Genomic DNA, 23,346 nt, shown 5'->3' with positions numbered 1-23,346 from the left:
TACAAGCGGATACATTTGCACACAAGGAGACAGGCATGCATCACACTACACCGTTGATCACCACCATTGTCGGAGGGCTGGTCCTCGCCTTTATCCTTGGAATGATTGCCAACCGCCTGCGTATTTCTCCGCTCGTCGGCTACCTGCTGGCTGGGGTACTCGCCGGGCCCTTTACCCCAGGCTTCGTCGCCGATACCAACCTTGCCCCTGAGCTGGCTGAACTCGGCGTTATCCTGCTGATGTTTGGCGTGGGCCTGCACTTCTCGCTGAAAGATTTGATGTCGGTAAAGTCGATTGCCATTCCCGGCGCTATCGCGCAGATCGCGGTGGCTACGCTGCTGGGAATGGGACTTTCCTGGGCGATGGGCTGGTCGTGGATGACCGGTTTGGTGTTTGGTCTGTGCCTCTCCACCGCCAGTACCGTGGTGCTGCTGCGTGCGCTGGAAGAGCGTCAACTGATTGATAGCCAGCGTGGGCAAATCGCTATCGGCTGGCTGATTGTTGAAGACCTGGTGATGGTCTTGACGCTGGTGCTGCTGCCCGCGATTGCCGGAATGTTACAAGAAGGCAATGCCAGCCCTACCCTGTTGATATGGGATTTGCTGCTGACCATCGGTAAAGTCGTCGCCTTTATGGTGCTGATGATGGTGGTGGGTCGTCGCGTGGTGCCGTGGATTCTGGCAAAAAGCGCCGCCACCGGTTCACGTGAGCTGTTCACCTTATCGGTGTTAGCGCTGGCGCTGGGCATCGCATTCGGTGCCGTTGAATTCTTTGATGTTTCCTTCGCACTCGGCGCCTTCTTTGCCGGTATGGTGCTCAACGAGTCCGAACTCAGCCACCGTGCGGCGCACGATACTTTGCCGCTGCGCGATGCCTTCGCGGTACTGTTCTTTGTCTCGGTCGGCATGCTGTTCGACCCGATGATTTTGATTGAGCAGCCGCTGGCGGTGTTAGGCGCGCTGGCGATTATCGTGCTGGGTAAATCCATCGCGGCGTGGCTGCTGGTGACGATGCTCGGCCACTCACGCCGTACCGCAATGACCATTTCCGTGAGCCTCGCGCAGATTGGTGAGTTCGCCTTTATTCTTGCCGGCCTGGGTATTTCGCTCGGCATGCTGAGCGATGAGGGTCGCAACCTGGTACTGGCAGCGGCAATCCTGTCGATTATGCTCAACCCAATCCTGTTTACCGTGCTAGAACGCTATCTCGATAAAACAGAAACCATCGAAGAGCAGACGCTGGAAGAAGCGATTGAAGAAGAGAAGCAGATCCCGGTGGATATCTGCAATCACGCGGTGATTGTCGGTTACGGACGCGTCGGCAGCCTGCTGGGACAACAGCTGCTGGAAGCAGATGTGCCACTGGTTGTGGTGGAGAATTCCCGTCCGCGCGTGGAAGCGCTGCGCGAGCAAGGCATTAAAGCGGTGCTGGGCAATGCGGCACGCGTTGATACCATGGAATTAGCCCGACTCGATTGTGCCCGCTGGCTGCTGCTGACCATTCCAAACGGTTACGAGGCGGGTGAGATTGTCACCGCCGCACGCGAGAAACGCCCGGATATCGAGATCATTGCCCGCGCGCACTATGACGATGAAGTGAATTACATCATGGAGCGCGGCGCCAATCGCGTGGTGATGGGCGAGCGTGAGATCGCTAACAGCATGCTGAATGTGCTGCAGGAAGAGATCGCGCAGCACCCGATTGTACGCGAGTGCCCTATTTAACTGTTTGAGAAAGATCAGATCGCCATTCATGACGTTATGCTTTTTAAGCCACGGATGATAACGCAGTCTGATGCCGTACCGGGGCTGGCTGTCCTCGCGCCGCTGCGCGGTACCTTCACTTCATTCGTCTGCCTGACGGACCGGCGGGGGATGGCACATCGTGTGCCGCCCCGCCTTTCGCCCGCATCCATGCGGCCTCTCCTGGCAGACTCATTACGTTCAGCGCTGCGAATTGCCAGCCCCGGTACGGCACCAGCCTGCTCTTCAGCTTCAGTGCGCGTTGTTAAAAAGAGCACGATAGTGGAGGCCAGAGCGCCTTTGCTGCTGCAAGGGCTATCCGCAGCGCTGAGGCTTTTACGTTGGGCCAGGAGCCAGGCGCAGGGATGCGACTGGCAGTTCGGGTTGGCCTGGATGGCCTTACCTGAACTGAACCCCTTAACCTTAACTGACCAGCATTACGCCATGAATGTTGACGCTAAAATAGATATATCAGTATTTTAGGCCGTAAATCTTCCAGACATAGCGAAGCGAATACGCACCAGATAGGCTTTACCTGTCCCAGTACGACTCTTCTAAACTGTCTTCCCGCTCAGGCAGGCCGCGCATCAGACGCGGTGAATGCTGATTCAGCACCTGATAGCTCACCCGGTTCGCGTACTTGCACACCTGCGCCAGCGACGAATAGGTGAGGTATCCGCGCGCGTGCTTGCTGGAATTCGGCACTTTCTGGCGGTGGAAATTATTGGCGGTGATATCGTGCAGCAGCGCCGCTAACGCGCCATCACCCGCGCCGTTAGTGTTCATGATCTTCTCAGGGCCGCCCATATAAGGCGCGATGTGCGAGAAGATGCGCAGCGGCTGCTGGCAATCCTGATGACGCATGGCGCGGCTGAACTCATATTGATTGAACTCCGCGATCGCGCCCGGCAGCAGCGGATGGTTGGTGTTGCGCTTGAAGGCATCTTCGGTGAAGCCAGCCATGTACAAACCGGTAGGGCCGGCAGTGCACAGCACCAGATCCACCCAGTCCAGCGCAATATTCGAGGCCAGCAGCGGATCCTGCTCACCCGTCAGCGCGAAGGCCTCTTCTTCGTTCATCGCCACAATCGACACATGATCGCGCAGGAAATCGCGCCAGAACTGGGGATCGTCCTGAATCACATATTTGGTGCCCAGCGTCAGCACCACCGGGACATGATGTTTTTTGGCGTATTCGATGGCGCGCAGCGTGGCGGCGGGCATTGGTTCGCCAGGCTGGCAGCGCACCAGATAGGAAGTGAGTACCAGCGCTGACGCCCCGGCAATCACCTCTTCCGGAATGCTGTCGGCCTGCAGTTGGTTCATCAACCCCGGGCTGATGGCAAAGGTGCGTTCGCCCTGCTCACCAATCAGGGTGAAGCAGCGACCAATCGCGCCATCAACGCCTTGCAGGAAGTTGAGATCCATGCGGCTGGAAGTGTTGCACAGGTAGCGATAGGCGTAGCCGCCAATCTGGATATTGTTGCACATCACGCCGAGCAGCACCGAACGGTCATCGGCCAGCACCGAATAGTTGTGCAACGTATTACCAATGGTGCCACCGGCAAATTGATGGCTGATCAGCCCATCGCGCATCAGCTCGTTATACAACGCTTCAGCTGTAGCATCGTCGATCACCAGGGAGTGACCGGCGCTTAGCCCATAGCGCTGCAGGAAGTCATCATCAACTTTGGCTTCAATGTCCACCAGCGTCTGATCGATGCCCACCACCCAGCTGCCCTCTTCCTGCTCTTGAGGCGTGGCTTGCAGCAGCGGATCGCGCGCGTTAACGGGGAAATAGTGTTTGGATTTGCGTTTGCCGGGAAATTTCATCGTGGCTGCCGTAAGGGAAATCTGACAGAGAATGATATCACACTCTCTGTCAGTGCTTTATCGGCGTGCGTTGACCAGCTGAACCATCATTTCGATGTGCTCGTCATCGGCGTTGAGCGCGGGGATGTACTCGAACTTCTCGCCACCAGCGTGCAGGAAGAACTCGCAGTTCTGCTCGCTGATCTCCTCCAGCGTTTCGAGGCAGTCGGCAGAAAAACCAGGCTCATCACCTGAACATGCTTGATGCCTTTGGCCGGTAAACCTTGCATGGTTTCATCGGTGTACGGCGTCAACCAAGGCTCACGGCCAAAGCGTGACTGGAAAGTCATCATGATCTTGTGCGGTGCAATGCCCAATGCGGCGGCCAGCGCCTCGGTGGTATCTTTGCAGCGCAGCGGGTAATCATCGCCTTCATTGGCAAAGCGCTGCGGGATGCCGTGATACGAAAGCACCAGCAGATCCGGCTCGCCGTGCTGCGCGAACGATCGCTCAACCGAGGCTTTCAGTGCCGCAATATAAGCCGGATGCTCGGCATAATCGCGGATAAAAGCCACTTCCGGCAAGGAGCGCAGCGGTTTGAAGCTGGCGGATAATCCGTCCCAAACGGCAGCCACCGTCGAGCACGAAAACTGCGGATAAAGCGGCAGCACAATCAGTTTGGTGACGCCCTGTGCCAGCAAACGCTGTACCGCGCCATCCAGGCTCGGCTGGCCGTAACTCATGCCCAGCTCTACCGGCATATCAATGCGTTGCGCCAGCGCTTCACGCTGCTGCTTGCTGAACACCATCAGCGGCGAGCCTTCTTTCATCCAGACGGAGGCGTACAGCTTCGAAACGCGTGGCGATCGGAACGGCAGGATGGCGAAATTAAGAATCGGCCACCACAACCAACGCGGCGTGTCGACTACGCGCGGATCGCCAAGAAATTGTTTCAGGTAGCGTTTAACGGCAGGTGTAGTGGGTGCATCTGGTGTGCCTAAATTGACCAGCAAAACCCCGGGCTTTTCTTGCCTCATTGGTATTTCCTTGATGTCGAAACGAATGGGTCAAAAACGAGGGAATTGTAGCGGAAAACGAGGGAGGGGAAAGCAATTGCTGCAAAAGGGCCGGACAACCGACCCTTTCTAACACAACCCTAAATAATTCAAATGGCAGGAAGGCGGCAAACGAGAGCAACCAACGCACCTGCAAATTGAAGTATGACGGGTTAACCGAGGATTTCGGCCAGCTGCGTGCTCACTTCAGCAACCTTACGGGTGCCGTCGATCTTGTGATACTGGGTTTTACCGGCTTCCGCTTCTTTGCTGTAGTAAGCAATCAACGGCGCGGTCAGCTGATGGTATTCCACCAGACGCTTACGCACGGTTTCTTCCTGATCGTCTTTACGCGTGGTCAGCTCTTCGCCGGTCACGTCATCTTTGCCTTCCACTTTTGGTGGGTTGTAAGAGACGTGATACACGCGGCCAGACGGCGCATGCACGCGACGGCCCACAATACGATCCACAATCAATTCGTCCGGTACGGCAAATTCCAGCACGAAGTCCACATTGATGCCCGCGTCTTTCATGGCGTCAGCCTGTGGGATAGTGCGTGGGAAGCCATCGAGCAGGAAACCGTTTTTGCAGTCTTCCTGCGCGATACGCTCTTTAACCAGCGCAATCACCAACTCGTCCGTCACCAGTTTACCGGCATCCATGATGGCTTTCGCCTGTTGGCCCAGTTCGGTGCCTGCTTTAACTGCCGCACGCAACATGTCACCGGTGGAGATTTGCGGAATACCGTATTTCTCCATGATGAATTGAGCCTGAGTGCCTTTACCTGCGCCCGGTGCCCCGAGCAGAATAATACGCATTGCGTAATTCCCCTTGCGAATCGCATTGATCTATCTGAGAAGGCCAAGAACATACCATTATGACCCGCGCACCACAAGGAAACGGGCGCGCTTCCGGTGAAAGGTTTACTTTGACTTGCTTTAGCGCATAACACCAGCAGAGTGCCCGTTTTAAGAATCACGGCTATCGCTCAACACCTCTTTCAGGCGTTTTTTCATGATGGGGGTGACATTTTGATGTTTGTTCACGCCGCCGCGCACGCTGGCATGCAGCCGCAGGCGATGATACCCCGCCAGCAGCTGTGCATCCTGCGGCAGCGCGCTAAGCTTGAGGCTAGCAGGCAGCGGAAGCAGTGCGAACGGCAAACCGTGTTGCTGAATCGATTGCAGCTCAACCGGTGCATCAAGGGTGATATTTTCCACGCTAGCGATGTTAAAGGGACGCCAGTCGCTGTTTTCCATCACTTCCAGTGCCTGCTCCTGCGCCGCACCAAATGCCAGGCCTTGCTCGAACAGGCGTAATTCGCTGCGCACCAGCGTACTAAAATCACAGGTTCTTAATGCGATCAGCACCAGGTCGCGGCTTAACTCCGCATGACGATCGAGGCGCGCGACAAACAGGCGCGCATCGCTGATTAAGCGTTTGTGCAATAAGGTGGCAAAGGATTCTGAGGCATCGGTAACGCCCTGACTTTGACATTCAGCCAGCGAAAGCACTCGCCCTTGCTGCATGTCCACGTGTTCGACCAACGCAATGTTGCCCGCCATCATCGGGACGGCCGGTAACACACTGAGTTCCGTGACGGGATATTGCGTGGCGTAGCGCGTTTGGTTGCGCGCCTGCTCCTGGCGCAAAAATAGCTGTGACAATAGCACCCGAGCAATATGCAAAGAGGGTGCAAAGAACAGGTCGTAATTTTCCAGCCGATAATGACGGGATAGCAAGCCGCGAAGTCGATCGCGCGCCGCCGCCGCCCTGGCAGTAGCATGTTGGTGATCCATCGCGTGAAATTTCTCTAATTATTGGGGTGCTGTGTGGGGTCGCAGGTCGGGGGACATCAGCCGCGTGAAACACAGACAAGTCCTTCCGTCAACCCGCCATAATCTGGGGGAAAGGTTAGGCCAATGCGGCTGGACATTAAAATGATATAAACTGACAATCCCTGTTAGGTTTTTACACAGGGGATGAGTATGACCGCGCTTCCGTCGTTACGTGCACTGCACTATTTTCATCAGGCAGCACTGCACAGCAGTTTTAGCGTGGCGGCCGAGCGTCTGCATGTCACTCACAGCGCCATTAGCCATCAGATCCGACAGCTGGAAAGCTGGATGGGAAAGCCATTGTTCGTGCGCACCAACGGACGTGTCAAATTAACCTCACACGGCGAGCGTCTGCTGGTGAGCTGCCAAAAAGCGTTCAGTGAACTCTCTACCACCTGCGAAAGCATCCGCACCGGTATGCGTCATCACCTCAGCGTCTCTTGTGCCCCCAGTTTTTTATCTCAGTGGCTGATTCCACGCATCAGCAGTTTTTATCAGCGCTATCCCGATATTGAAGTGCAGTTTCAACCGCTGGTGGAGGTCGATCAGTTGCGCAGTGAGCACACTGATGTGCTGATTCTCAGCTATGAACAGTCACCGGATGACGATATTGATGCCACGTTGATCAGCGATGATTACATCGGTCCACTGTGCGCGCCTCAATATGCCGCGCGTTTTCAAAATGAGCAGGACTTGGCCTCACTGCCGCTGTTGCATGCGGATACGCGGCTGCACGCTTGGGCAGAATGGGGCAAAACCAGCGGCGTACGCGGCAATTTCTGGGTGGGGAAACATTTCGATAATCTCACGCTGGGTATTCAGGCGGCGAGAAACGGACTGGGCGTGATCATGGCACCGCGACTGCTGGTGCGGCAGGAGTTGAGTGACGGCACGCTGATTGCGCCATTAGGGTTTGTGCGAGTGGATCGCGCTACGTGGATGATGACCAAGCTGTCACGGCAACATGATGCCGAAGTCACCCTGTTTCGCGATTGGGTGCGCGACCAGGCGCCGCATTAAATAAAAAAGGTCGGCACTAAGGCCGACCTGTTTACTTACCGCGCAGGCTTACGCCGTCAGCAGTTGGTTCATACGACGGATAAACTGGTTCGGATCGTCGAGCGTGCCGCGTTCGGCCAGCAGCGCCTGATCCAGCAGCAGTTCAACCCACTCAGCAAAATGCGCTTCGTCATGGGTGTCCGCCACGCGTTTCACCAGCGTATGCTCCGGGTTGATCTCGAAGATGTACTTCACTTCAGGCACTTCCTGACCGGCAGCAGCAAACAGCTTCGCCATCTGCGTGGTCATTTCATTGGCGTCGGTGGTGACAATCGCTGGGGTGTCGGTCAGACGATGCGTCAGACGCACCTCTTTCACACGCTCGCCCAGCAGGGTTTTCACGCGCTCAACAAACGGCTCCAGCGCTTTTTCCGCTTCCTTCTGCTCTTCGGTTTCTTCATCGGCCAGTTTGCTCAGCGAATCATCCGCTTTGCTCACTGACTGGAAGGTTTTACCGTCGAACTCGGTCAGGTAGCTCATCATCCACTCGTCGATACGATCGGAAAGCAGCAGCACCTCGATGCCTTTCTTGCGGAACAATTCCAGATGCGGGCTGCTCTTTGCGGCGGCATAGCTATCGGCAGTGATGTAGTAAATCTTCTCCTGCCCTTCCACCATGCGGCTCAGGTAATCTTCCAGCGAAATGGTCTGCTCGGCGCCTTCACTCTGGCTGGTGGCAAAACGCAGCAGCTTAGCAATCGCCTGCTGGTTGGCGTTGTCTTCGGCTGGGCCCTCTTTCAGTACCAGACCGAACTCTTTCCAGAACTGCTGATACTTCTCAGCGTCATCCTTCGCCAGTTTTTCCAGCATCTGCAGGCTACGTTTGGTCAGCGCGGCACGCAGGCTCTGGGTGACACGGCTGTCCTGCAGGATTTCACGTGACACGTTCAGCGGCAGATCGTTGGAATCTATCAGGCCACGCACAAAGCGCAGGTAGTTCGGCATGAACTGTTCGGCATCGTCCATGATGAATACGCGCTGCACATACAGCTTCAGGCCGTGTTTGCTGTCGCGGTTGAACATGTCGAACGGCGCACGCTGCGGGATGTACAGCAGGCTGGTGTACTCCTGCTTGCCTTCCACGCGGTTGTGGCTCCAGATCGCCGGGTCGCTGTAATCGTGGGCGATGTGTTTGTAGAACTCGTTGTATTCGTCATCGCTGATTTCAGACTTGTTACGCGTCCACAGCGCCTGGGCTTTGTTGATCTTTTCCCAGCTGGTGGTGTCGTTCTCTTCGTCTTTGGTTTCAATCTCAACCGGCAACGCGATGTGATCGGAATATTTGCTGATCACATTACGCACGCGCCAGGCGTCGAGGAAATCATCTTCGCCTTCACGCAAGTGCAGCGTGATTTCAGTACCGCGATCGGCTTTCTCGATTTCAGCCAGGGTGTAATCACCTTCACCTGCTGATTCCCAGAACACCGCTTCATCGGCTTTAGCGCCAGCGGCGCGGGTGCGCACAGTCACTTTATCAGCAACGATAAACGCCGAGTAGAAGCCCACACCAAACTGACCGATCAGCTGGCTGTCTTTCGCCTGGTCAGAGCCCATGGATTCGAGGAACGACTTGGTGCCCGATTTCGCGATGGTGCCGAGGTTCTCAATCACCTCATCACGACGCATACCGATACCGTTGTCGCTCAAGGTCAGCGTACGATTGTCCTTATCGACCGAGATACGCACGCGCAGGTCGCCATCGCCTTCATACAGATCCGGGGTGGACAGGGCGCGGAAGCGCAGTTTGTCCGCGGCATCAGAGGCGTTGGAAATCAGCTCACGCAGGAAAATCTCTTTGTTTGAATAGAGCGAATGGATCATCAGATGCAGAAGTTGTTTACTTCTGACTGGAAGCCACGCGTCTCTTGTCCTTTCATGGTCATTGCTACCTCAACTAAATCAGGATTGATCATATCCCCTTCATACTTCAAGCCGCAGATGCGTTGGCTGCTCTCGTTCACCCGAATCTCTGACTTAAGTCAGCTCATCGGGATTCTCTCGTTTGCCGCCTTCCTGCAACTTGAATTATTTTGGGTTAAAGTTGAGAGAGAAATGGGGATGATGGCGGGAATTTCAAGCCGATGTCAGTGAAGACATCGGCAAGTGATTAGAATTTAATCTTGTGGCGTCCGGCGAGCGAGTGCGACAGCGTGGTGCCATCAACCATTTCCAGCTCCCCACCAACCGGCACGCCGTGCGCGATGCGGCTGGCATCCACGCCATACTCCGCGCACAAACTGGCGATATAGTTGGCGGTGGCTTCACCTTCCACCGTGGGATTGGTGGCGAGGATCACTTCGGTCAGGGTTTCGCGCTCCAGGCGCTGCTCTAACCGATCCAGACCGATATCCTGCGGGCCAATGCCATCCAGCGGTGACAAATGGCCCATCAGCACAAAGTACCGGCCGCCAAACTGGCCGGTCTGCTCAATGGCGTGGATATCAGCAGGACTTTCCACCACGCAAATCTGGCCGTTTTGTTGACGACGCGGATTGGCGCAGATGGTGCAGATCTCCTGCTCGGTAAAGGTGCGGCAATCGGCACAGTGGCCGATTTCCGACATGGCGCGGGTCAATGCCTGCGCCAGACGCATGCCACCGCTACGATCGCGCTGCAACAGCTGAAAAGCCATACGCTGCGCCGATTTCGGACCTACGCCCGGCAGGCAGCGCAGTGACTCCATCAAAGATTCAAGCAGTGGACTGGTTTGCATCAGAACGGCATCTTGAAGCCAGGTGGCAGCTGCATACCGGAAGAGACGGAAGCCATTTTCTCTTTCTGCGTTTCGTCGATGCGACGTGCAGCATCGTTAAACGCCGCAGCGATCAAATCTTCCAGCATGTCTTTGTCATCTTCCAGCAAGCTTGGATCGACTTCGACACGGCGGCAGTTATGTGCGCCATTAATGGTGACTTTGACCAGGCCAGCGCCCGATTCACCGGTGACTTCCAGCGCAGCGATCTCTTCCTGAACCTTGGCCATTTTGTCTTGCATCTGCTGGGCCTGTTTCATCAGGTTACCCAATCCGCCTTTACCAAACATAGTCTTCTCTCTCTGCTGGGGCTGCACACAAACTCGTTGCGACAGCGGGTGTTCAAACGGGTCGAATACTCTCTTCATCCAGATCGGCATCGAAGAATCGTTGCAAGGTCTGAATGTGAGTATCGCTAGTGATCGACTGGCGCGCCTGCACCAGCTTCTCTTCATAAATGGCCTGACGCCATTCCAGTGGCGTCAATACCGCGGGATTATCGTCTTCAACGATGGTCAGTTCAACCGTTTGTCCGGCTGCCTGACTGAGCGCTTCCATCAGCGCTTGTTTTGCCGACGCCGAATTCAGGTGACGCTGACTGCTACGCAAATGCAGCGTGACGGCGTTCTCGCCCACTTCTTTCCACGCGTTCAGCGCGACTTGCTGCACCAATTTTGGCAACGTCAGCGCGGCAATTTCGGCGGCCCACTCATCGCGTTGTTGGGCCTCTTCCGCCAGGCGTAGCGCCAGCTCAGGCGTTTTCTCATGCTCCAGAGCGGAACGCAAGGCTTTTGGCGTCGCCACCGGTTCAGCTTTCACCTCTACCGTTTGCTGCGCTTTCCAGCGATAGGCTTCCGGTTTCGCCGGCGCTTTTACTGCCGGTTCAGACGCGCGCTGCTGCACGCGTTCCGTGACACTGGCGAGACGTTCCAGCGCCGGGTTCGCCGGCCGCGCGGAACGCGCTGCCGGCTCACTCTTTTTGCCTTGCCGGCTCCCTGACGCAGTAACTGCGTTCGCGCTTGTAATAGCTGGCTGGTGGAGTCGGACAGATGCTCAGGCGCCGGTTGCATATCCGGATAATCATCGGCCATCGGCGGTGCATCCTGCATCGGCGGCGCCATTTGTGGCTGCGCAGCAGAAGTGGGGCGATGTGCCGAAGGTGACGTTACAGGCGCGGCGGCATTATCTGAGGCCGCTGGCATTGCAGGTGCGGCGGCACGAGCTGAAACTGCTGGCGTTGCTGGCACAGTAGCTTGAACGCCGGACGCTGGCGCAGCAGTGCCAGCAGGAGCTTGCGGTGCTGCCTGCGGGATCAGGCTTGGACGTGCAACCGGCTCAGCGATGGTCGCCTGCGGATGAAACGCCAGCGCACGCAGCAGCGTCATCTCAACGCCTAAGCGACGATCCGGTGCCAGCGGCAGATCTTTGCGCCCCATCAGCAGGGTTTGGTAATAGAGTTGCACATCGGCCGGCGGCATCACGCGCGCTAAATCACGCAGACGCTGCGCCTGGTTAACGTCATCTTCGCCTAACGAACTCGGCAGCAGTTGCACCATCGCCACGCGATGCAGCAAACGCAGCATCTCGACCAGCAGCGCTTCCCACTCCACGCCACGCGATGCCGCCTGATTCAGCAGCGCCATCACCTGTTCGCCATGACCGTCCACCAGCGCTTCAATCAGCGCCAGCGGCTGTTCATCATCCAGCGTGCCCAGCATTTGCGCCACGGTTTCACGCGTCACGCTGCCCTGCCCCATAGCGATGGCCTGGTCAGTGAGGCTCAGCGCATCGCGCATACTGCCGTCAGCGGCGCGCGCCAGCAAATGCAGCGCGCGTGGTTCAGCCGCAATCTGCTCTTGCTGCAACACGTGCACCAGCTGTTGCTGGATTTGCTCGACGTCGAGCGCTTTGAGATGGAACTGCAGGCAACGCGACAGAATGGTCACCGGCAGCTTTTGCGGATCGGTGGTCGCCAGCAGGAATTTGACGTGCGACGGCGGCTCTTCCAGCGTTTTCAACAGCGCATTGAAGCTGTGACGCGAGAGCATGTGCACTTCATCGATCAGGTAAACTTTGAAGCGACCGCGCGCCGGGGCGTACTGCACGTTATCCAGCAGATCGCGCGTGTCTTCGACTTTGGTACGTGAGGCCGCATCGATCTCGATCAGATCGACAAAACGTCCCTGCTCAATTTCACGGCAGTTATCACACTGGCCACAAGGCGTGGAGGTGATGCCGGTTTCGCAGTTAAGACCTTTTGCCAGCAAACGGGCGATCGAGGTTTTCCCCACGCCGCGAGTACCGGAAAAGAGATAAGCATGATGGATTCGTCCCAGTGACAACCCGTTGGCCAGCGCAGTCAGCACATGTTCCTGACCGACTACGTCAGCGAAAGCCTGGGGACGCCATTTTCGCGCAAGTACCTGATAGCTCATGTGGATTCAATCACTGGATTTTATTGAGTTGGCACAGCGGTGCGGCTAAATGAACCGGGTTCCGCCACAAGAAAAAGGGGAAAAATGCAGCTTCGCAAACCCTGTGTATATGGGCAGTAGTCTAACAGCCACAACCGGATATGCCTATACCCGACATACGTCGCGTTGCAGGTAACAAAAATGGCGGTAGAGGCGTTGCAGAGGTTGCGCCCCGCCGTATCGCGGAGCGCACAGGCCTTAGTGGCCGGGGAAATTCACAAGGCTGTAGCAGTCGATGCCGATTGCGTTGAGGCGCGCTTCACCGCTCAGATCAAACAGGTTGATCACAAACGCGGCATCTTTAACTTCACCACCGGCACGGCGGATCAGTTTCACCGTAGCTTCCAGCGTGCCGCCGGTCGCCAGCAGATCGTCAACCACCAGCACCACATCGCCAGGTTTGATCGCATCTTTGTGCAATTCCAGCGCATCAGAACCGTACTCCAGCTCATAGCTTTCGCTGTAGGTTTCACGTGGCAGTTTGCCCGGTTTACGAACTGGCACAAAACCCACGCCCAAACCCAGCGCCACCGGTGCACCAAACAGGAAGCCACGTGCTTCGGTGCCCACCACTTTGGTGATGCCTTTGTCACGATAGCGCTCAACCAGAATGGCAATCGACGCGGCATAGGCCTGCGGATCTTCCATCAAACTGGTGACGTCACGGAACAGAATGCCCGGCTTAGGGTAGTCAGGGATGCTTTTGATGCTGTTTTTGATGAGTTCAAGCTGCTGAGCAGTTGCGGTCATAAGTGTTACGCCTGGAAAAATATCTAATACGCGCGGCTTCTGACAGCGCCAATACCCGGAAACCGGGTTAACGAAGACAGTTAAATAGGGAAGCCACGCACGAAGATGCCCAAATCTATGCAAATACCCGCCTAAATGCAACCCTGCCGCGCTTAATCGCCGCTGTCACTATTTTCTGCCACCACCGGAATGCGCCACATAAACAGCAGTAATGCGCACAGCATCACGCCCAGCATAATGCGCACCCACAGCATATTGACCAGATAGATGGAAACCGCAAAGGTGATGACAATCAGCAACATGGCGCGCCCTTTGGCGCCGGGCGGCATGGCGCGATGCTGCTGCCAGTGACGAATATAGCGGCCAAACGGTGAACGCCACAGCAGCCAGTGGTGAAAACGTGGCGACGATCGGGCAAAGCACCAGGCGGCCAGCAACACAAATGGCGTGGTGGGTAATAAAGGTAATACAATGCCCAGCGTACCCAGCACAATGGCCAGCCAGCCGAGACACAACAGTAAAATTCGTTGCATGCCTGATGCCTGAAAAAATCGGAACTGCGCTACGTTAACACAGTCGGAATCAGAGTGATGCCCCAACAGCCCGCACAACAGCGCCTGCAGATGATCGTTGCACAACTGCGTCAGCAGATCGCGCAGCAGAAAGATGGCGCCTGCCGTCAGCCCCGTTTGATGCACAGCTGTTCCGCTGTAAAGGCACACGACTGGCCGATTATCTCTGCGAGCTGGAACACAATTTGACGCAGTTAAGCGCCGCTGAAACGGATGTGGTGCGCCGCCAATGGCTGGCAGAAAAAGTGCTGGATCAGATTGCCGCGCTGCAACGTGAATGCCAGAGTCAGCAGCTGCGCACGCCGCGTGAACGGCCGCGTGGCGATCCGCGTCAGTCAAAACGCGAGGAGTATCAGGGCTACGAAACACGCCTGCTGGCAATGATTGAACAACGTGAGCAACATCTGGCGCGCGCAGAAACCCTGGTGGTGCAGCAGCAATTAATTCGTGACGTGGAAGTGCTGCATGAGCGTTTGGCACGCTGTCGCAACGCACTGCATAAACTGGAATTATCAGCTCCGGCGCGGTAACCAACGCCCACTTTCCTCTATACTTGCCCAAATGCTAAAAGGAGGAAAATCATGACGCTGATCTTTTGGATTGTGATTGGTCTTGCGGCTGGCGCGGTAAAACGCATGATTTTTCCCGGCCGTCCGGGCGGTTTTGTGCCCACGCTGGTGCTGGCGGTGATTGGTGCGCTGATTGGCGGCTACATTGCCACTTACTTCACCACCGGTGATGTGGCCACCTTACATCCAGCGGGATTCGTGGTCGCGCTGCTGGGTGCACTGTTAATGCTGCTGGTCGCGGCAAAATTACGTATTTAGGAGAGAAAATGTCGCTGGACACCGCACCTGATGAAGTGAAATTAGCGGTCGATTTAATTCAACTGCTGGAAGAGAATCACGTGCCAACGGCCACCGTGCTAGCCGCGCTGGCGATTGTGCAGCGCGATTTTCAGCAAAAGCAGAAAGAGGAAGGCGCGAACTAGCGCGCGCCAGTCATGGTCGGACTAAGCCGCAGCATATCAATAAATGCATCCACCAGCTGCGGCGCATCGGCTGCCAGATCAAACGCCTGCGGGTTAAACAGCCAGTTTTCCATCATGCCATTAATGTAGCCGCACATCAGACGCGCCGACTGTAAGGTATTCAAACCGGGCGGCAACTGCCCCACTTCGATACACTCACGTAGCACCAATTCAATCCGATCGTAACACTCCAACAGTAAACTTTGACGCATGTCCTGTAATGTCGACATTTCGCCAACGAATTCGCATTTATGGAAGATAATCTCCATTAGTGCGCGTCTTTGTGGATCCTTTGCAGTAGCGTCAAGGATATAGATCAACATCGAACGGATAACAGAAAGTGGATCACCCGGGTATTTTGTCTGATACTCAAGTTCCACATCATCAAGCCCAGCGTCACATCGCAGCCAGATTTCATGCAGGAGATCGGCTTTATTTTTGAAATGCCAGTAGATAGCCCCGCGCGTTACGCCGGCCGCTGTTGCGATATCTGCCAGGGATGTGGCAGCCACACCGTGTTCAGAGAAGTGTGCTAAAGCGGCATCCAGAATTTGATGCCGTGTTTCAAGTGCTTGCGCTTTGGTTTTTCGTGCCATAGAGGACTTTTTTTACAAACTGGCAAGTTTACATACATTTGTGAATGTATGTACCATAGCACGACCCGTGATTTAACGCAGCAATGGGTTTATCGGTTTGTGATCCATTGATCATTTGATATCGGACACTAGAGGTTTATTTATGAATAAAAACAGAGGATTAGCGCCTCTGGCGGCCGTCCTGATGCTTTCAGGCAGCTTTTTGTTAACAGGATGTGATGATAATAAATCCCAGCAAGCCGCCCAGCAGCAGCCCCCAGAAGTGGGTGTTGTGACGTTAAAAAACGAGCCTTTGAAGATCACCACCGAATTGCCAGGTCGTACTTCGGCATTCCGCGTGGCAGAAGTACGCCCTCAGGTTTCAGGCATTATTCTGAAGCGTAATTTTGAGGAAGGTACGGATATCAAAGCTGGCGTGTCCCTGTATCAGATCGATCCGGCCACCTATCAAGCGGCTTACGACAGCGCCAAAGGTGATTTAGCACAGGCGCAAGCCAACGCGCACGTCGCACAGTTGACCATCAAGCGTTATAAGCCACTGCTGGGTACTAAGTACATCAGTCAGCAGGACTATGACACGGCTGCGGCAACCGCTGCGCAGACGGCTGCTGCTGTACAAGCAGCGCAGGCTAACGTAGAAACCGCACGCATCAACCTGGCCTATACCAAAGTGACGTCGCCGATCAGCGGTCGCATAGGTAAATCGTCAGTCACTGAAGGCGCTTTGGTCTCCAGCGGTCAAACCACCGCCCTGGCCACCGTGCAACAGCTCGATCCTATGTATGTCGATGTGACCCAATCCAGTGATGATTTCCTGCGTTTGCGCGCAGAGCTGGAATCCGGTCAGCTGAAACAGAATGACGGCAAAGCCAACGTCACGCTGCTGATGCAAAACGGTAACGCATACAGCCAGACAGGCACATTGGAATTCTCTGATGTGACCGTGGATGAAACCACCGGCTCCATCACCCTGCGTGCCATCTTCCCGAACCCAGACCATCGTCTGCTGCCAGGCATGTTCGTGCGTGCGCGTCTGGATGAAGGTACCAATCCAATCGCTCTGCTGGTGCCGCAACAGGGTGTAACCCGTACGCCAACCGGTCAGGCTACCGCGATGGTGGTGGGCGCAAACAATAAAGTTGAAGTTCGTAACATCACCGCAAATCAGGCATTTGGTGACAAATGGCTGGTAACGGACGGCCTTAAAGAAGGCGATCGCGTGATCACCGTCGGTCTTCAGCGCGCCAAGCCAGGTGCGCAGGTGACACCACAAGAAGTCAAAGATGATGCCAAAGCAGCACCGGATTCACAGTCTGCTAAATCATCGTCCTAAACAGGAGCCACTGATACATGGCTAAGTTCTTTATCGATCGCCCCATTTTTGCCTGGGTGCTCGCCATCATCATTATGTTGGCGGGAACTCTAGCGATTATCAGCTTGCCGATTGAGCAATATCCCAATGTTGCGCCGCCGGCAGTTGAAATCCAGGCAACCTATCCGGGTGCTGATGCGAAAACGCTGCAGGATTCGGTAACCCAGGTTATCGAACAAAACATGAACGGCATCGATGGCCTGATGTATATGGCCTCGAGCAGTGACTCGTCCGGTACTTTAACCCTGACGCTGACCTTCCAGTCCGGTACTAACGCAGATATTGCGCAGGTACAGGTACAGAACAAGCTGCAGCTGGCGATGCCACTGCTGCCGCAGGAAGTACAGCAACAAGGTATTCAGGTTAAAAAGTCATCCAGCAGCTTCCTGATGGTAGCGGGCTTTATCAGTGATGACGGCAGCATGACGCAGAATGACATCTCTGATTACGTTGCTTCTAACATCAAAGACCCGATCAGCCGTACGCCTGGCGTGGGTGACACCCAGGTGTTTGGTGCGCAGTACGCCATGCGTATCTGGATGGACCCGCACAAACTGAACAACTATCAGCTGACGCCGGTAGATGTGATCAGTGCGTTGGGCACCCAGAACACCCAGGTGGCCGCCGGTCAATTAGGTGGCACACCGCCGGTTCCAGGCCAGCAGTTGAACGCCTCGATTATTGCGCAGACCCGTCTGACCAATACCGAAGAGTTCGGCAATATCATGCTGAAAGTGAATCAGGACGGTTCACAGGTGCGTTTGCGTGACGTGGCGAAAATTGAACTCGGTGGTGAAAACTACGAGATCATCGCGCGTTACAACGGCAAACCGGCTTCCGGTATTGGTGTGAAACTGGCAACCGGGGCGAATGCGTTGGATACCGCCAAAGCGGTGAAAGATGAGCTGGCAAAACTGCAGCCGTTCTTCCCGTCAGGCATGAAAACCGTTTATCCGTATGACACCACGCCATTCGTGAAGATTTCGATCTTCGAAGTGGTGAAAACGCTGCTTGAAGCCATCGTGCTGGTGTTCCTGGTGATGTATCTGTTCCTGCAGAACTTCCGCGCCACGCTGATTCCAACCATCGCGGTGCCCGTTGTACTGTTGGGGACCTTTGCGATTATCAGTGCCTTTGGCTACTCGATAAACACGCTAACCATGTTCGGGATGGTGCTCGCCATCGGCTTGCTGGTGGATGATGCCATCGTGGTGGTCGAGAACGTGGAACGTGTAATGGCGGAAGAAGGACTACCGCCGAAAGAAGCGACGAAACGTTCGATGGAGCAGATTCAGGGCGCGCTGGTGGGTATCGCACTGGTGCTGTCCGCGGTATTTATCCCGATGGCCTTCTTCGGCGGGTCAACCGGGGTTATCTATCGTCAGTTCTCTATCACCATCGTTTCCGCCATGGCGTTGTCCGTGCTGGTAGCGTTGATTCTGACGCCGGCACTCTGTGCCACCATGCTGAAGCCGGTTAAGAAAGGCGATCACGGTAAAACCACCGGCTTCTTCGGCTGGTTCAACCGCTTGTTCGACAAGAGCACCAATCACTACGTGGATAGCGTGGGTCACATCGTGCGTAGCACCGGTCGTTATCTGGTGATCTACCTGGTGATCGTGGTCGGCATGGCGTATTTGTTCCTGAAATTGCCTACCTCCTTCCTGCCGGAAGAGGATCAGGGTCTGTTACTGGCGCAGGCGCAGTTGCCAGCCGGTGCAACTCAGGAACGTACCCAGAAAGTGCTGGATCAGGTGACGGATTACTTCCTGAACAAAGAGAAAGACAGCGTTAACTCGGTGTTTACCGTTAACGGCTTTGGCTTTGCAGGTCGTGGTCAGAACACCGGTATTGCCTTCGTCAGCCTCAAACCTTGGGATGAGCGTGGCGATGCCAGCCTGAAAGTCCCTGCGATTGCCGGACGCGCCATGCAGGCGTTGGGTCAGATCAAAGATGCAATGGTCTTCCCGTTCAACCTGCCGGCGATTATCGAATTGGGTAACGCCACTGGCTTCGACTTCATGCTGACCGATCAGGGTAACCTGGGGCACGAGAAGTTAACCGCCGCGCGTAACCAGCTGTTTGGCATGATTGCCCAGCATCCGGATACGCTGGTGGGCGTGCGTCCAAACGGTATGGAAGATACGCCACAGTACAAACTGATCATCGATCAGGAAAAAGCGCAGGCATTGGGTGTGTCGCTGTCTGACATCAACACCACGCTGGGCGCGGGCTGGGGTGGTTCCTACGTCAATGACTTCATCGACCGCGGTCGTGTGAAGAAAGTGTACGTGATGGGCCAGGCTGACTCGCGTATGTTGCCAGATGACATCAGCAAATGGTTCGTGCGTAACGGCTCCGGCACCATGGTTCCGTTCTCTGCCTTCTCTTCGGCGAAGTGGCAGTACGGTTCACCGCGTCTGGAACGTTACAACGGCTTACCATCAATGGAGATTCTGGGTCAGGCTGCACCAGGGAAAAGTTCCGGTGATGCCATGAACCTGATGGAAGAGCTGGCGGGTAAACTGCCTGCGGGTATCGGCTACGACTGGACCGGTATGTCCTACCAGGAACGTCTGTCCGGTAACCAGGCCCCTGCCCTGTACGCCATCTCGCTGATTGTGGTGTTCTTGTGTCTGGCCGCGTTGTATGAGAGCTGGTCGATTCCGTTCTCCGTTATGCTGGTGGTTCCGCTGGGTGTGGTCGGTGCGTTGATCTTCACCACTCTGCGCGGACTCAGTAACGACGTTTACTTCGTGGTGGGGCTGCTAACAACCATTGGCTTGTCGGCGAAGAACGCCATCCTGATCGTTGAATTCGCCAAGGATTTGATGGAGAAGGAAGGGAAAGGTTTGGTGGAATCAACACTGGAAGCGGCACGTATGCGTTTGCGTCCCATTCTGATGACCTCACTGGCCTTTATCCTCGGTGTTCTGCCGCTGGCGATCAGTACCGGTGCTGGTTCAGGCGCACAGAACGCCGTAGGTACCGGCGTAATGGGCGGCATGGTAACCGCAACCGCGTTGGCGATCTTCTTCGTTCCGGTGTTCTTCGTGGTGGTACGTCGCCGCTTCGGTAAGAATAAAGCGGATATCGAGCAAGGCCATCCGGTCGAGCACAAGCATTAAGATTGAGTTTTTAACCTCTAAAAAGGCCGCGCAAGCGGCCTTTTTTTATGGCCGCAGATAACCGCATAGCCATCACGGTTGCAATCAATTCTCATCAGGTTCATACTATTGTTATATTATAACATTACATGAGAGTGCAGCTATGAAAGCCAATATCCATCCGCAATACCGTCCCGTGGTGTTCCATGACACCTCTGTCGATGAATACTTCAAAATCGGTTCCACCATTAAAACCGAACGCACCATTGAGTTCGAAGGTGAAGTACTGCCTTACGTGACGCTGGATGTGTCATCTAAATCGCACGTCCATTACACCGGCAAGCAAAAAGATCTCACTAAAGAAGGCAGCGCCGCACGCTTCAACAAGCGTTTCGGCAGCTTCCTGACGCGCGGCAATTAATCAGGAGTTAACGCATGCAGGTTTTAAGTTCATTACGGTCTGCCAAGACCCGTCACAAAGATTGCAAAGTCGTGCGTCGTAAAGGTCGCATTTACGTGATCTGCAAAACCAATCCGCGTTTTAAAGCGGTTCAGGGAAGAAAGAAGAAAAGGTAGGAAAGTGTCGTGATGATTGGCCGGGATGCTCCCCGGCCTTTTTTTTACTTCATGCTTTTGGCAATGGTTTCAACGTTGTGTTTGAACGCATCAACATAGGTTGCCGCTGGGCCATTAGCCTCAGACAGCGCTTCGGGATAGAGTTCACCACCCGGCTGTGCATCGGTTTCACTGGCGATTTGTTTCACCAGACGTGGATCGGTCTGATTCTCCATAAAGTAGGTATGGATGTGCTCGGCTTTCAGCTGTTTGATAATCGAGGCCACATCACTGGCGCTGGCTTCCGCTTCCGTGGAGAAACCGACTGGCGCGAGGAAGCTCACACCATAGCGCTGGCCGAAATAACCAAAGGCATCATGGCTGGTCAGCACTTTACGTTTGCTCTTCGGCACTGAAGCGAACTCTGTTTTCGCCCAGCTATCCAATTTTTCCAACTGCTGAATGTAGCTTTCACCGCTTTTACGGATATCCGCTGCATCTTCTGGATCGGCTTTAATCAGTGCATTCATCACGTTGGTGGCATAGATCACGCCGTTGTGCATGCTGTTCCACGCGTGCGGGTCCGTCACGGTTTTGCCGTCTTCTTCCATTTTGCGCGTGTTGACGCCATTGGAGGCCACCACAATCGTGCCTTTATAACCGGAAGCGCTGATCAGGCGATCCATCCAGCCTTCCATCCCCAAACCACTGACGAATACCACATTGGCTTTTGCTAGCGCCTGGCTGTCCTGTGGTGTCGGTTCAAAGGTGTGCGGATCGCCGTTCGGGCCAACCAGCGATTTCACGTTGACGTGATCGCCGCCCACTTGCTTAACGATATCGGCCAGCACGGTGAAACTCGCCACCACGTCCACGGTTTTCGCCATGGTCAGTGGGCTAATCAACATGGCGCCAATCGCCAGACTCAGCGGTAACTTCTTCATTCGTATCCCCTAATAGTATTGTTATCGACGGCGCAGCAGGCCGCCACACGGTCCGGTTAAAACAGAGAGCAAAAACAGTACGGCCGCACTCAGCACTACCGCCGGTCCGGCGGGCAGTGAGAAGTGCCAGGAAAGGATCAAACCCACCAGCGCGGCGATCATCGCCAGCAGCATGGCAATGCCGAGCATGCAGGCAAGATGGCGACTCCAGAAGCGGGCGCTGGTGGCGGGCAACATCATCAGCCCCACCGACATCAGCGTGCCAAGCACCTGAAAACCGGCCACCAGATTGAGCACCACCAGCATCAGGAAGATGCCGTGCACCATCGGCGCGCTCCATTTGCCTTGCGCACGCAGGAAATCAGGATCGAACGCATCGATCACCAGCGGACGGAAAATCACGGCCAGCATCAGCAAGGTAAAAGCTGCGATGCCGCCCACCAGCATAATGGCCGCGTTATCGACTGCCAGCAGTGAACCGAACAGCACGTGCAACAGATCGACGCTCGATCCGCGCAGAGAAACCAGCGTGACGCCCAGCGCCAGCGAGCCGAGATAGAAGCCTGAAAAACTGGCGTCCTCTTTCAAAGGGGTATAACGACTGACGGCACCGGAAAGCAGCGCAACGGCCAAACCTGCAATCAGTCCGCCGATCCCCATCGCCACCAGCGATAAACCGGAAACCAGATAGCCAATCGCCGCACCAGGCAGCACCGCGTGAGAGAGCGCATCGCCCACCAGACTCATGCGGCGCAGTGAAAGGAATACGCCAAGCGGCGTGGCGCTCAGCGCTAACGCCACGCAAGCCACCAACGCGCGGCGCATAAAACCAAATTCGATAAACGGTTGAATCAATGTCACGAGGCCACCCTGCGCAGCAGTGGAGTTTGAGCGGAATCAGCATCGTCAAGAGACAACACATCTTTGAAATAGCGAGCGACCAGCGGGCGATCGTGCAACACCACTAATAAGGTGGTGCCGGCCTGCTGCTGCTGTTCAAGGATCGACATCAGTAACGTGACCGTCTGGGTATCAATGCCGTTGAAGGGTTCATCCAGCAGCCAGACTTTGCTGTGCTGTAACATCAGGCGCGCAAATAACACACGCTGCAGCTGACCACCTGAAAGCATGGAAGGCTGCGCATCGGCAAATTCGCGCATATGCACCGCATCCAGTGCAGCATCAATCTCCTGACGCATGGCGCGATTAATACCGCCAAACCAACCGCAGCGTGGCCAGCATCCCATGGCAACCAACTCATAAACGGTCAGCGGGAAGCGCGTTTCCAGTTCACTACGCTGTGGTAACCAGCCGAGGGCTTTACGTGACACCTTTAATTCGCAGGTGCCCGAAATTGGCGGCAACAGACCGGCGATGGTTTTAAGCAAGGTCGATTTTCCCGTGCCGTTCGCACCGATTAGCGCAGTCATGCTGCCTGTAGCCAGCTCACCCGTGACGATTGGCGTCACAGCTTGTCCCTGATAGCCGCCCTGTAAGCGATTGAAGTGCATCATTTTTGCATGCCCCAATATATAGCCAGCGCCAGGAACACGATAAGCAGTAGCGCGACCATCAGGCGGCCACTGAGCGAAAGGAGTAAACCACTGTGATTCATGGAGGGAAACCAAAATGTTATAACATAACAATTATATTACCCGATCTCGGCTGCCTTTTACCCGGAGAAAGTG

The 23,346-nt window shown here is 55.4% G+C and carries 19 protein-coding genes, 4 pseudogenes and 1 other annotated feature; of the genes and pseudogenes, 9 read left to right on the top strand and 14 right to left on the bottom strand.

What is annotated here, in order from left to right:
* The first annotated feature begins 35 nt into the window (after positions 1-35).
* Positions 36-1,724 (top strand): YbaL family putative K(+) efflux transporter, encoded by a 1,689-nt coding sequence (gene ybaL, locus HA45_RS03340; RefSeq protein ID WP_100702318.1) that lies wholly within the window; start codon positions 36-38, stop codon positions 1,722-1,724.
* A 549-nt stretch (positions 1,725-2,273) separates the two neighbouring features.
* Here the strand turns inward: ybaL and HA45_RS03330 are convergent.
* The 4 genes and pseudogenes from HA45_RS03330 to HA45_RS03315 all read right to left on the bottom strand — a co-directional run bounded on the left by HA45_RS03330 (position 2,274) and on the right by HA45_RS03315 (position 6,408).
* Positions 2,274-3,575 (bottom strand): inosine/guanosine kinase, encoded by a 1,302-nt coding sequence (locus HA45_RS03330; protein WP_100702316.1) that lies wholly within the window; start codon positions 3,573-3,575, stop codon positions 2,274-2,276.
* 57 nt (positions 3,576-3,632) lie between these two features.
* Positions 3,633-4,591: pseudogene (gene hemH, locus HA45_RS03325) on the bottom strand (ferrochelatase).
* 191 nt (positions 4,592-4,782) lie between these two features.
* On the bottom strand, positions 4,783-5,427 hold the full coding sequence (gene adk, locus HA45_RS03320) for an adenylate kinase (RefSeq protein WP_100702314.1): 645 nt from the start codon (positions 5,425-5,427) through the stop codon (positions 4,783-4,785).
* Positions 5,428-5,577: 150 nt separating this feature from the next.
* On the bottom strand, positions 5,578-6,408 hold the full coding sequence (locus HA45_RS03315; protein WP_100702313.1) for a DUF6024 family protein: 831 nt from the start codon (positions 6,406-6,408) through the stop codon (positions 5,578-5,580).
* Between the two features lie 189 nt (positions 6,409-6,597).
* On the opposite strand from HA45_RS03315, the gene HA45_RS03310 reads away from it, so the two are divergent.
* Positions 6,598-7,467, top strand: a complete 870-nt coding sequence (locus HA45_RS03310; RefSeq protein ID WP_100702312.1) for a LysR substrate-binding domain-containing protein — start codon at positions 6,598-6,600, stop codon at positions 7,465-7,467.
* A gap of 48 nt (positions 7,468-7,515) precedes the next feature.
* Here HA45_RS03310 and htpG read toward each other — a convergent pair.
* From htpG to HA45_RS03275, 6 genes and pseudogenes are all read right to left on the bottom strand, one after another.
* Positions 7,516-9,383, bottom strand: a pseudogene (gene htpG / locus HA45_RS03305) (molecular chaperone HtpG).
* 230 nt (positions 9,384-9,613) lie between these two features.
* Positions 9,614-10,219: a recombination mediator RecR gene (gene recR / locus HA45_RS03295; RefSeq protein ID WP_100702309.1), complete on the bottom strand. Its 606-nt coding sequence runs from the start codon at positions 10,217-10,219 to the stop codon at positions 9,614-9,616.
* The gene (locus tag HA45_RS03290; protein WP_031377860.1) at positions 10,219-10,548 is read right to left on the bottom strand and encodes a YbaB/EbfC family nucleoid-associated protein; all 330 of its coding nucleotides are present in this window, start codon (positions 10,546-10,548) and stop codon (positions 10,219-10,221) included. Before HA45_RS03290 ends, recR begins: the two co-directional genes overlap by 1 nt.
* A gap of 52 nt (positions 10,549-10,600) precedes the next feature.
* Positions 10,601-12,693, bottom strand: a pseudogene (gene dnaX, locus HA45_RS03285) (DNA polymerase III subunit gamma/tau).
* Positions 11,198-11,258: a sequence feature (DnaX frameshifting element), on the bottom strand. It overlaps the preceding pseudogene by 61 nt.
* Positions 12,694-12,930: 237 nt before the next feature.
* Positions 12,931-13,482, bottom strand: a complete 552-nt coding sequence (gene apt, locus HA45_RS03280) for an adenine phosphoribosyltransferase (protein WP_058962246.1) — start codon at positions 13,480-13,482, stop codon at positions 12,931-12,933.
* Between the two features lie 152 nt (positions 13,483-13,634).
* Complete coding sequence (locus tag HA45_RS03275) at positions 13,635-14,015, bottom strand: DUF454 family protein (protein ID WP_100702307.1); 381 nt, start codon at positions 14,013-14,015, stop codon at positions 13,635-13,637.
* Between the two features lie 57 nt (positions 14,016-14,072).
* Between HA45_RS03275 and priC the strand changes: the two are divergent.
* The 3 genes and pseudogenes from priC (at position 14,073) to rsmS (ending at position 15,045) form a co-directional block, all read left to right on the top strand.
* A pseudogene (gene priC, locus HA45_RS03270) lies at positions 14,073-14,584 on the top strand (primosomal replication protein PriC).
* 51 nt (positions 14,585-14,635) lie between these two features.
* Entirely contained in the window at positions 14,636-14,881 is a 246-nt protein-coding gene (locus HA45_RS03265; RefSeq protein ID WP_100702305.1) for a GlsB/YeaQ/YmgE family stress response membrane protein, read from the top strand.
* An 8-nt stretch (positions 14,882-14,889) separates the two neighbouring features.
* Positions 14,890-15,045, top strand: coding sequence for a pleiotropic regulatory protein RsmS (rsmS, locus tag HA45_RS03260; RefSeq protein ID WP_100702304.1), 156 nt, complete (start codon positions 14,890-14,892; stop codon positions 15,043-15,045).
* On the opposite strand, the gene acrR is transcribed toward rsmS, so the two are convergent.
* Positions 15,042-15,680 (bottom strand): multidrug efflux transporter transcriptional repressor AcrR, encoded by a 639-nt coding sequence (acrR, locus tag HA45_RS03255; RefSeq protein ID WP_100702303.1) that lies wholly within the window; start codon positions 15,678-15,680, stop codon positions 15,042-15,044. The two genes, rsmS and acrR, sit on opposite strands and share 4 nt — an antisense overlap.
* Before the next feature lie 142 nt (positions 15,681-15,822).
* Between acrR and HA45_RS03250 the strand changes: the two genes are divergently transcribed.
* From HA45_RS03250 to ykgO, 4 genes are all read left to right on the top strand, one after another.
* Positions 15,823-17,013: an efflux RND transporter periplasmic adaptor subunit gene (locus HA45_RS03250; protein WP_100702302.1), complete on the top strand. Its 1,191-nt coding sequence runs from the start codon at positions 15,823-15,825 to the stop codon at positions 17,011-17,013.
* 17 nt (positions 17,014-17,030) lie between these two features.
* Complete coding sequence (locus HA45_RS03245; protein ID WP_100702301.1) at positions 17,031-20,180, top strand: multidrug efflux RND transporter permease subunit AcrB; 3,150 nt, start codon at positions 17,031-17,033, stop codon at positions 20,178-20,180.
* A gap of 142 nt (positions 20,181-20,322) precedes the next feature.
* Complete coding sequence (locus HA45_RS03240) at positions 20,323-20,580, top strand: type B 50S ribosomal protein L31 (protein WP_038648520.1); 258 nt, start codon at positions 20,323-20,325, stop codon at positions 20,578-20,580.
* Between the two features lie 14 nt (positions 20,581-20,594).
* A complete protein-coding gene (gene ykgO, locus HA45_RS03235; protein WP_008103894.1) occupies positions 20,595-20,735 on the top strand; it encodes a type B 50S ribosomal protein L36 in 141 nt (46 codons plus the stop codon).
* A gap of 44 nt (positions 20,736-20,779) precedes the next feature.
* Here ykgO and HA45_RS03230 read toward each other — a convergent pair whose 3' ends face one another.
* Genes HA45_RS03230 through HA45_RS03220 form a run of 3 tightly spaced genes read right to left on the bottom strand, consistent with a single transcriptional unit; the run spans position 20,780 to position 23,172 of the window.
* On the bottom strand, positions 20,780-21,658 hold the full coding sequence (locus tag HA45_RS03230) for a metal ABC transporter substrate-binding protein (RefSeq protein ID WP_100702300.1): 879 nt from the start codon (positions 21,656-21,658) through the stop codon (positions 20,780-20,782).
* Between the two features lie 21 nt (positions 21,659-21,679).
* Positions 21,680-22,519: a metal ABC transporter permease gene (locus HA45_RS03225; RefSeq protein ID WP_100702299.1), complete on the bottom strand. Its 840-nt coding sequence runs from the start codon at positions 22,517-22,519 to the stop codon at positions 21,680-21,682.
* Positions 22,516-23,172, bottom strand: a complete 657-nt coding sequence (locus HA45_RS03220; RefSeq protein WP_100702298.1) for a metal ABC transporter ATP-binding protein — start codon at positions 23,170-23,172, stop codon at positions 22,516-22,518. The genes HA45_RS03225 and HA45_RS03220 overlap by 4 nt, the downstream gene beginning before the upstream one ends.
* Positions 23,173-23,346 lie beyond the last annotated feature (174 nt).

The organism is Pantoea rodasii (assembly GCF_002095465.1).
In the GTDB taxonomy this organism is placed as follows: Bacteria; Pseudomonadota; Gammaproteobacteria; order Enterobacterales; family Enterobacteriaceae; genus Pantoea; species Pantoea rodasii.
Note: the sequence above shows the minus strand (reverse complement) of the source record. Positions and strands in the feature narration are given on the sequence as shown.

What these genes read in the sequence shown, in the direction of transcription:
- HA45_RS03250 (WP_100702302.1), top strand. Translation starts at nt 15,823, where the DNA reads ATGAATAAAAACAGAGGATTAGCGCCTCTGGCGGCCGTCCTGATGCTT.
- recR (WP_100702309.1), bottom strand. Translation starts at nt 10,219, where the DNA reads ATGCAAACCAGTCCACTGCTTGAATCTTTGATGGAGTCACTGCGCTGC.
- HA45_RS03240 (WP_038648520.1), top strand. Translation starts at nt 20,323, where the DNA reads ATGAAAGCCAATATCCATCCGCAATACCGTCCCGTGGTGTTCCATGAC.
- HA45_RS03315 (WP_100702313.1), bottom strand. Translation starts at nt 6,408, where the DNA reads ATGGATCACCAACATGCTACTGCCAGGGCGGCGGCGGCGCGCGATCGA.
- HA45_RS03330 (WP_100702316.1), bottom strand. Translation starts at nt 3,575, where the DNA reads ATGAAATTTCCCGGCAAACGCAAATCCAAACACTATTTCCCCGTTAAC.
- HA45_RS03245 (WP_100702301.1), top strand. Translation starts at nt 17,031, where the DNA reads ATGGCTAAGTTCTTTATCGATCGCCCCATTTTTGCCTGGGTGCTCGCC.
- HA45_RS03265 (WP_100702305.1), top strand. Translation starts at nt 14,636, where the DNA reads ATGACGCTGATCTTTTGGATTGTGATTGGTCTTGCGGCTGGCGCGGTA.
- ybaL (WP_100702318.1), top strand. Translation starts at nt 36, where the DNA reads ATGCATCACACTACACCGTTGATCACCACCATTGTCGGAGGGCTGGTC.
- adk (WP_100702314.1), bottom strand. Translation starts at nt 5,427, where the DNA reads ATGCGTATTATTCTGCTCGGGGCACCGGGCGCAGGTAAAGGCACTCAG.
- rsmS (WP_100702304.1), top strand. Translation starts at nt 14,890, where the DNA reads ATGTCGCTGGACACCGCACCTGATGAAGTGAAATTAGCGGTCGATTTA.
- HA45_RS03275 (WP_100702307.1), bottom strand. Translation starts at nt 14,015, where the DNA reads ATGCAACGAATTTTACTGTTGTGTCTCGGCTGGCTGGCCATTGTGCTG.
- HA45_RS03310 (WP_100702312.1), top strand. Translation starts at nt 6,598, where the DNA reads ATGACCGCGCTTCCGTCGTTACGTGCACTGCACTATTTTCATCAGGCA.
- HA45_RS03220 (WP_100702298.1), bottom strand. Translation starts at nt 23,172, where the DNA reads ATGATGCACTTCAATCGCTTACAGGGCGGCTATCAGGGACAAGCTGTG.
- HA45_RS03230 (WP_100702300.1), bottom strand. Translation starts at nt 21,658, where the DNA reads ATGAAGAAGTTACCGCTGAGTCTGGCGATTGGCGCCATGTTGATTAGC.
- ykgO (WP_008103894.1), top strand. Translation starts at nt 20,595, where the DNA reads ATGCAGGTTTTAAGTTCATTACGGTCTGCCAAGACCCGTCACAAAGAT.
- apt (WP_058962246.1), bottom strand. Translation starts at nt 13,482, where the DNA reads ATGACCGCAACTGCTCAGCAGCTTGAACTCATCAAAAACAGCATCAAA.
- HA45_RS03290 (WP_031377860.1), bottom strand. Translation starts at nt 10,548, where the DNA reads ATGTTTGGTAAAGGCGGATTGGGTAACCTGATGAAACAGGCCCAGCAG.
- acrR (WP_100702303.1), bottom strand. Translation starts at nt 15,680, where the DNA reads ATGGCACGAAAAACCAAAGCGCAAGCACTTGAAACACGGCATCAAATT.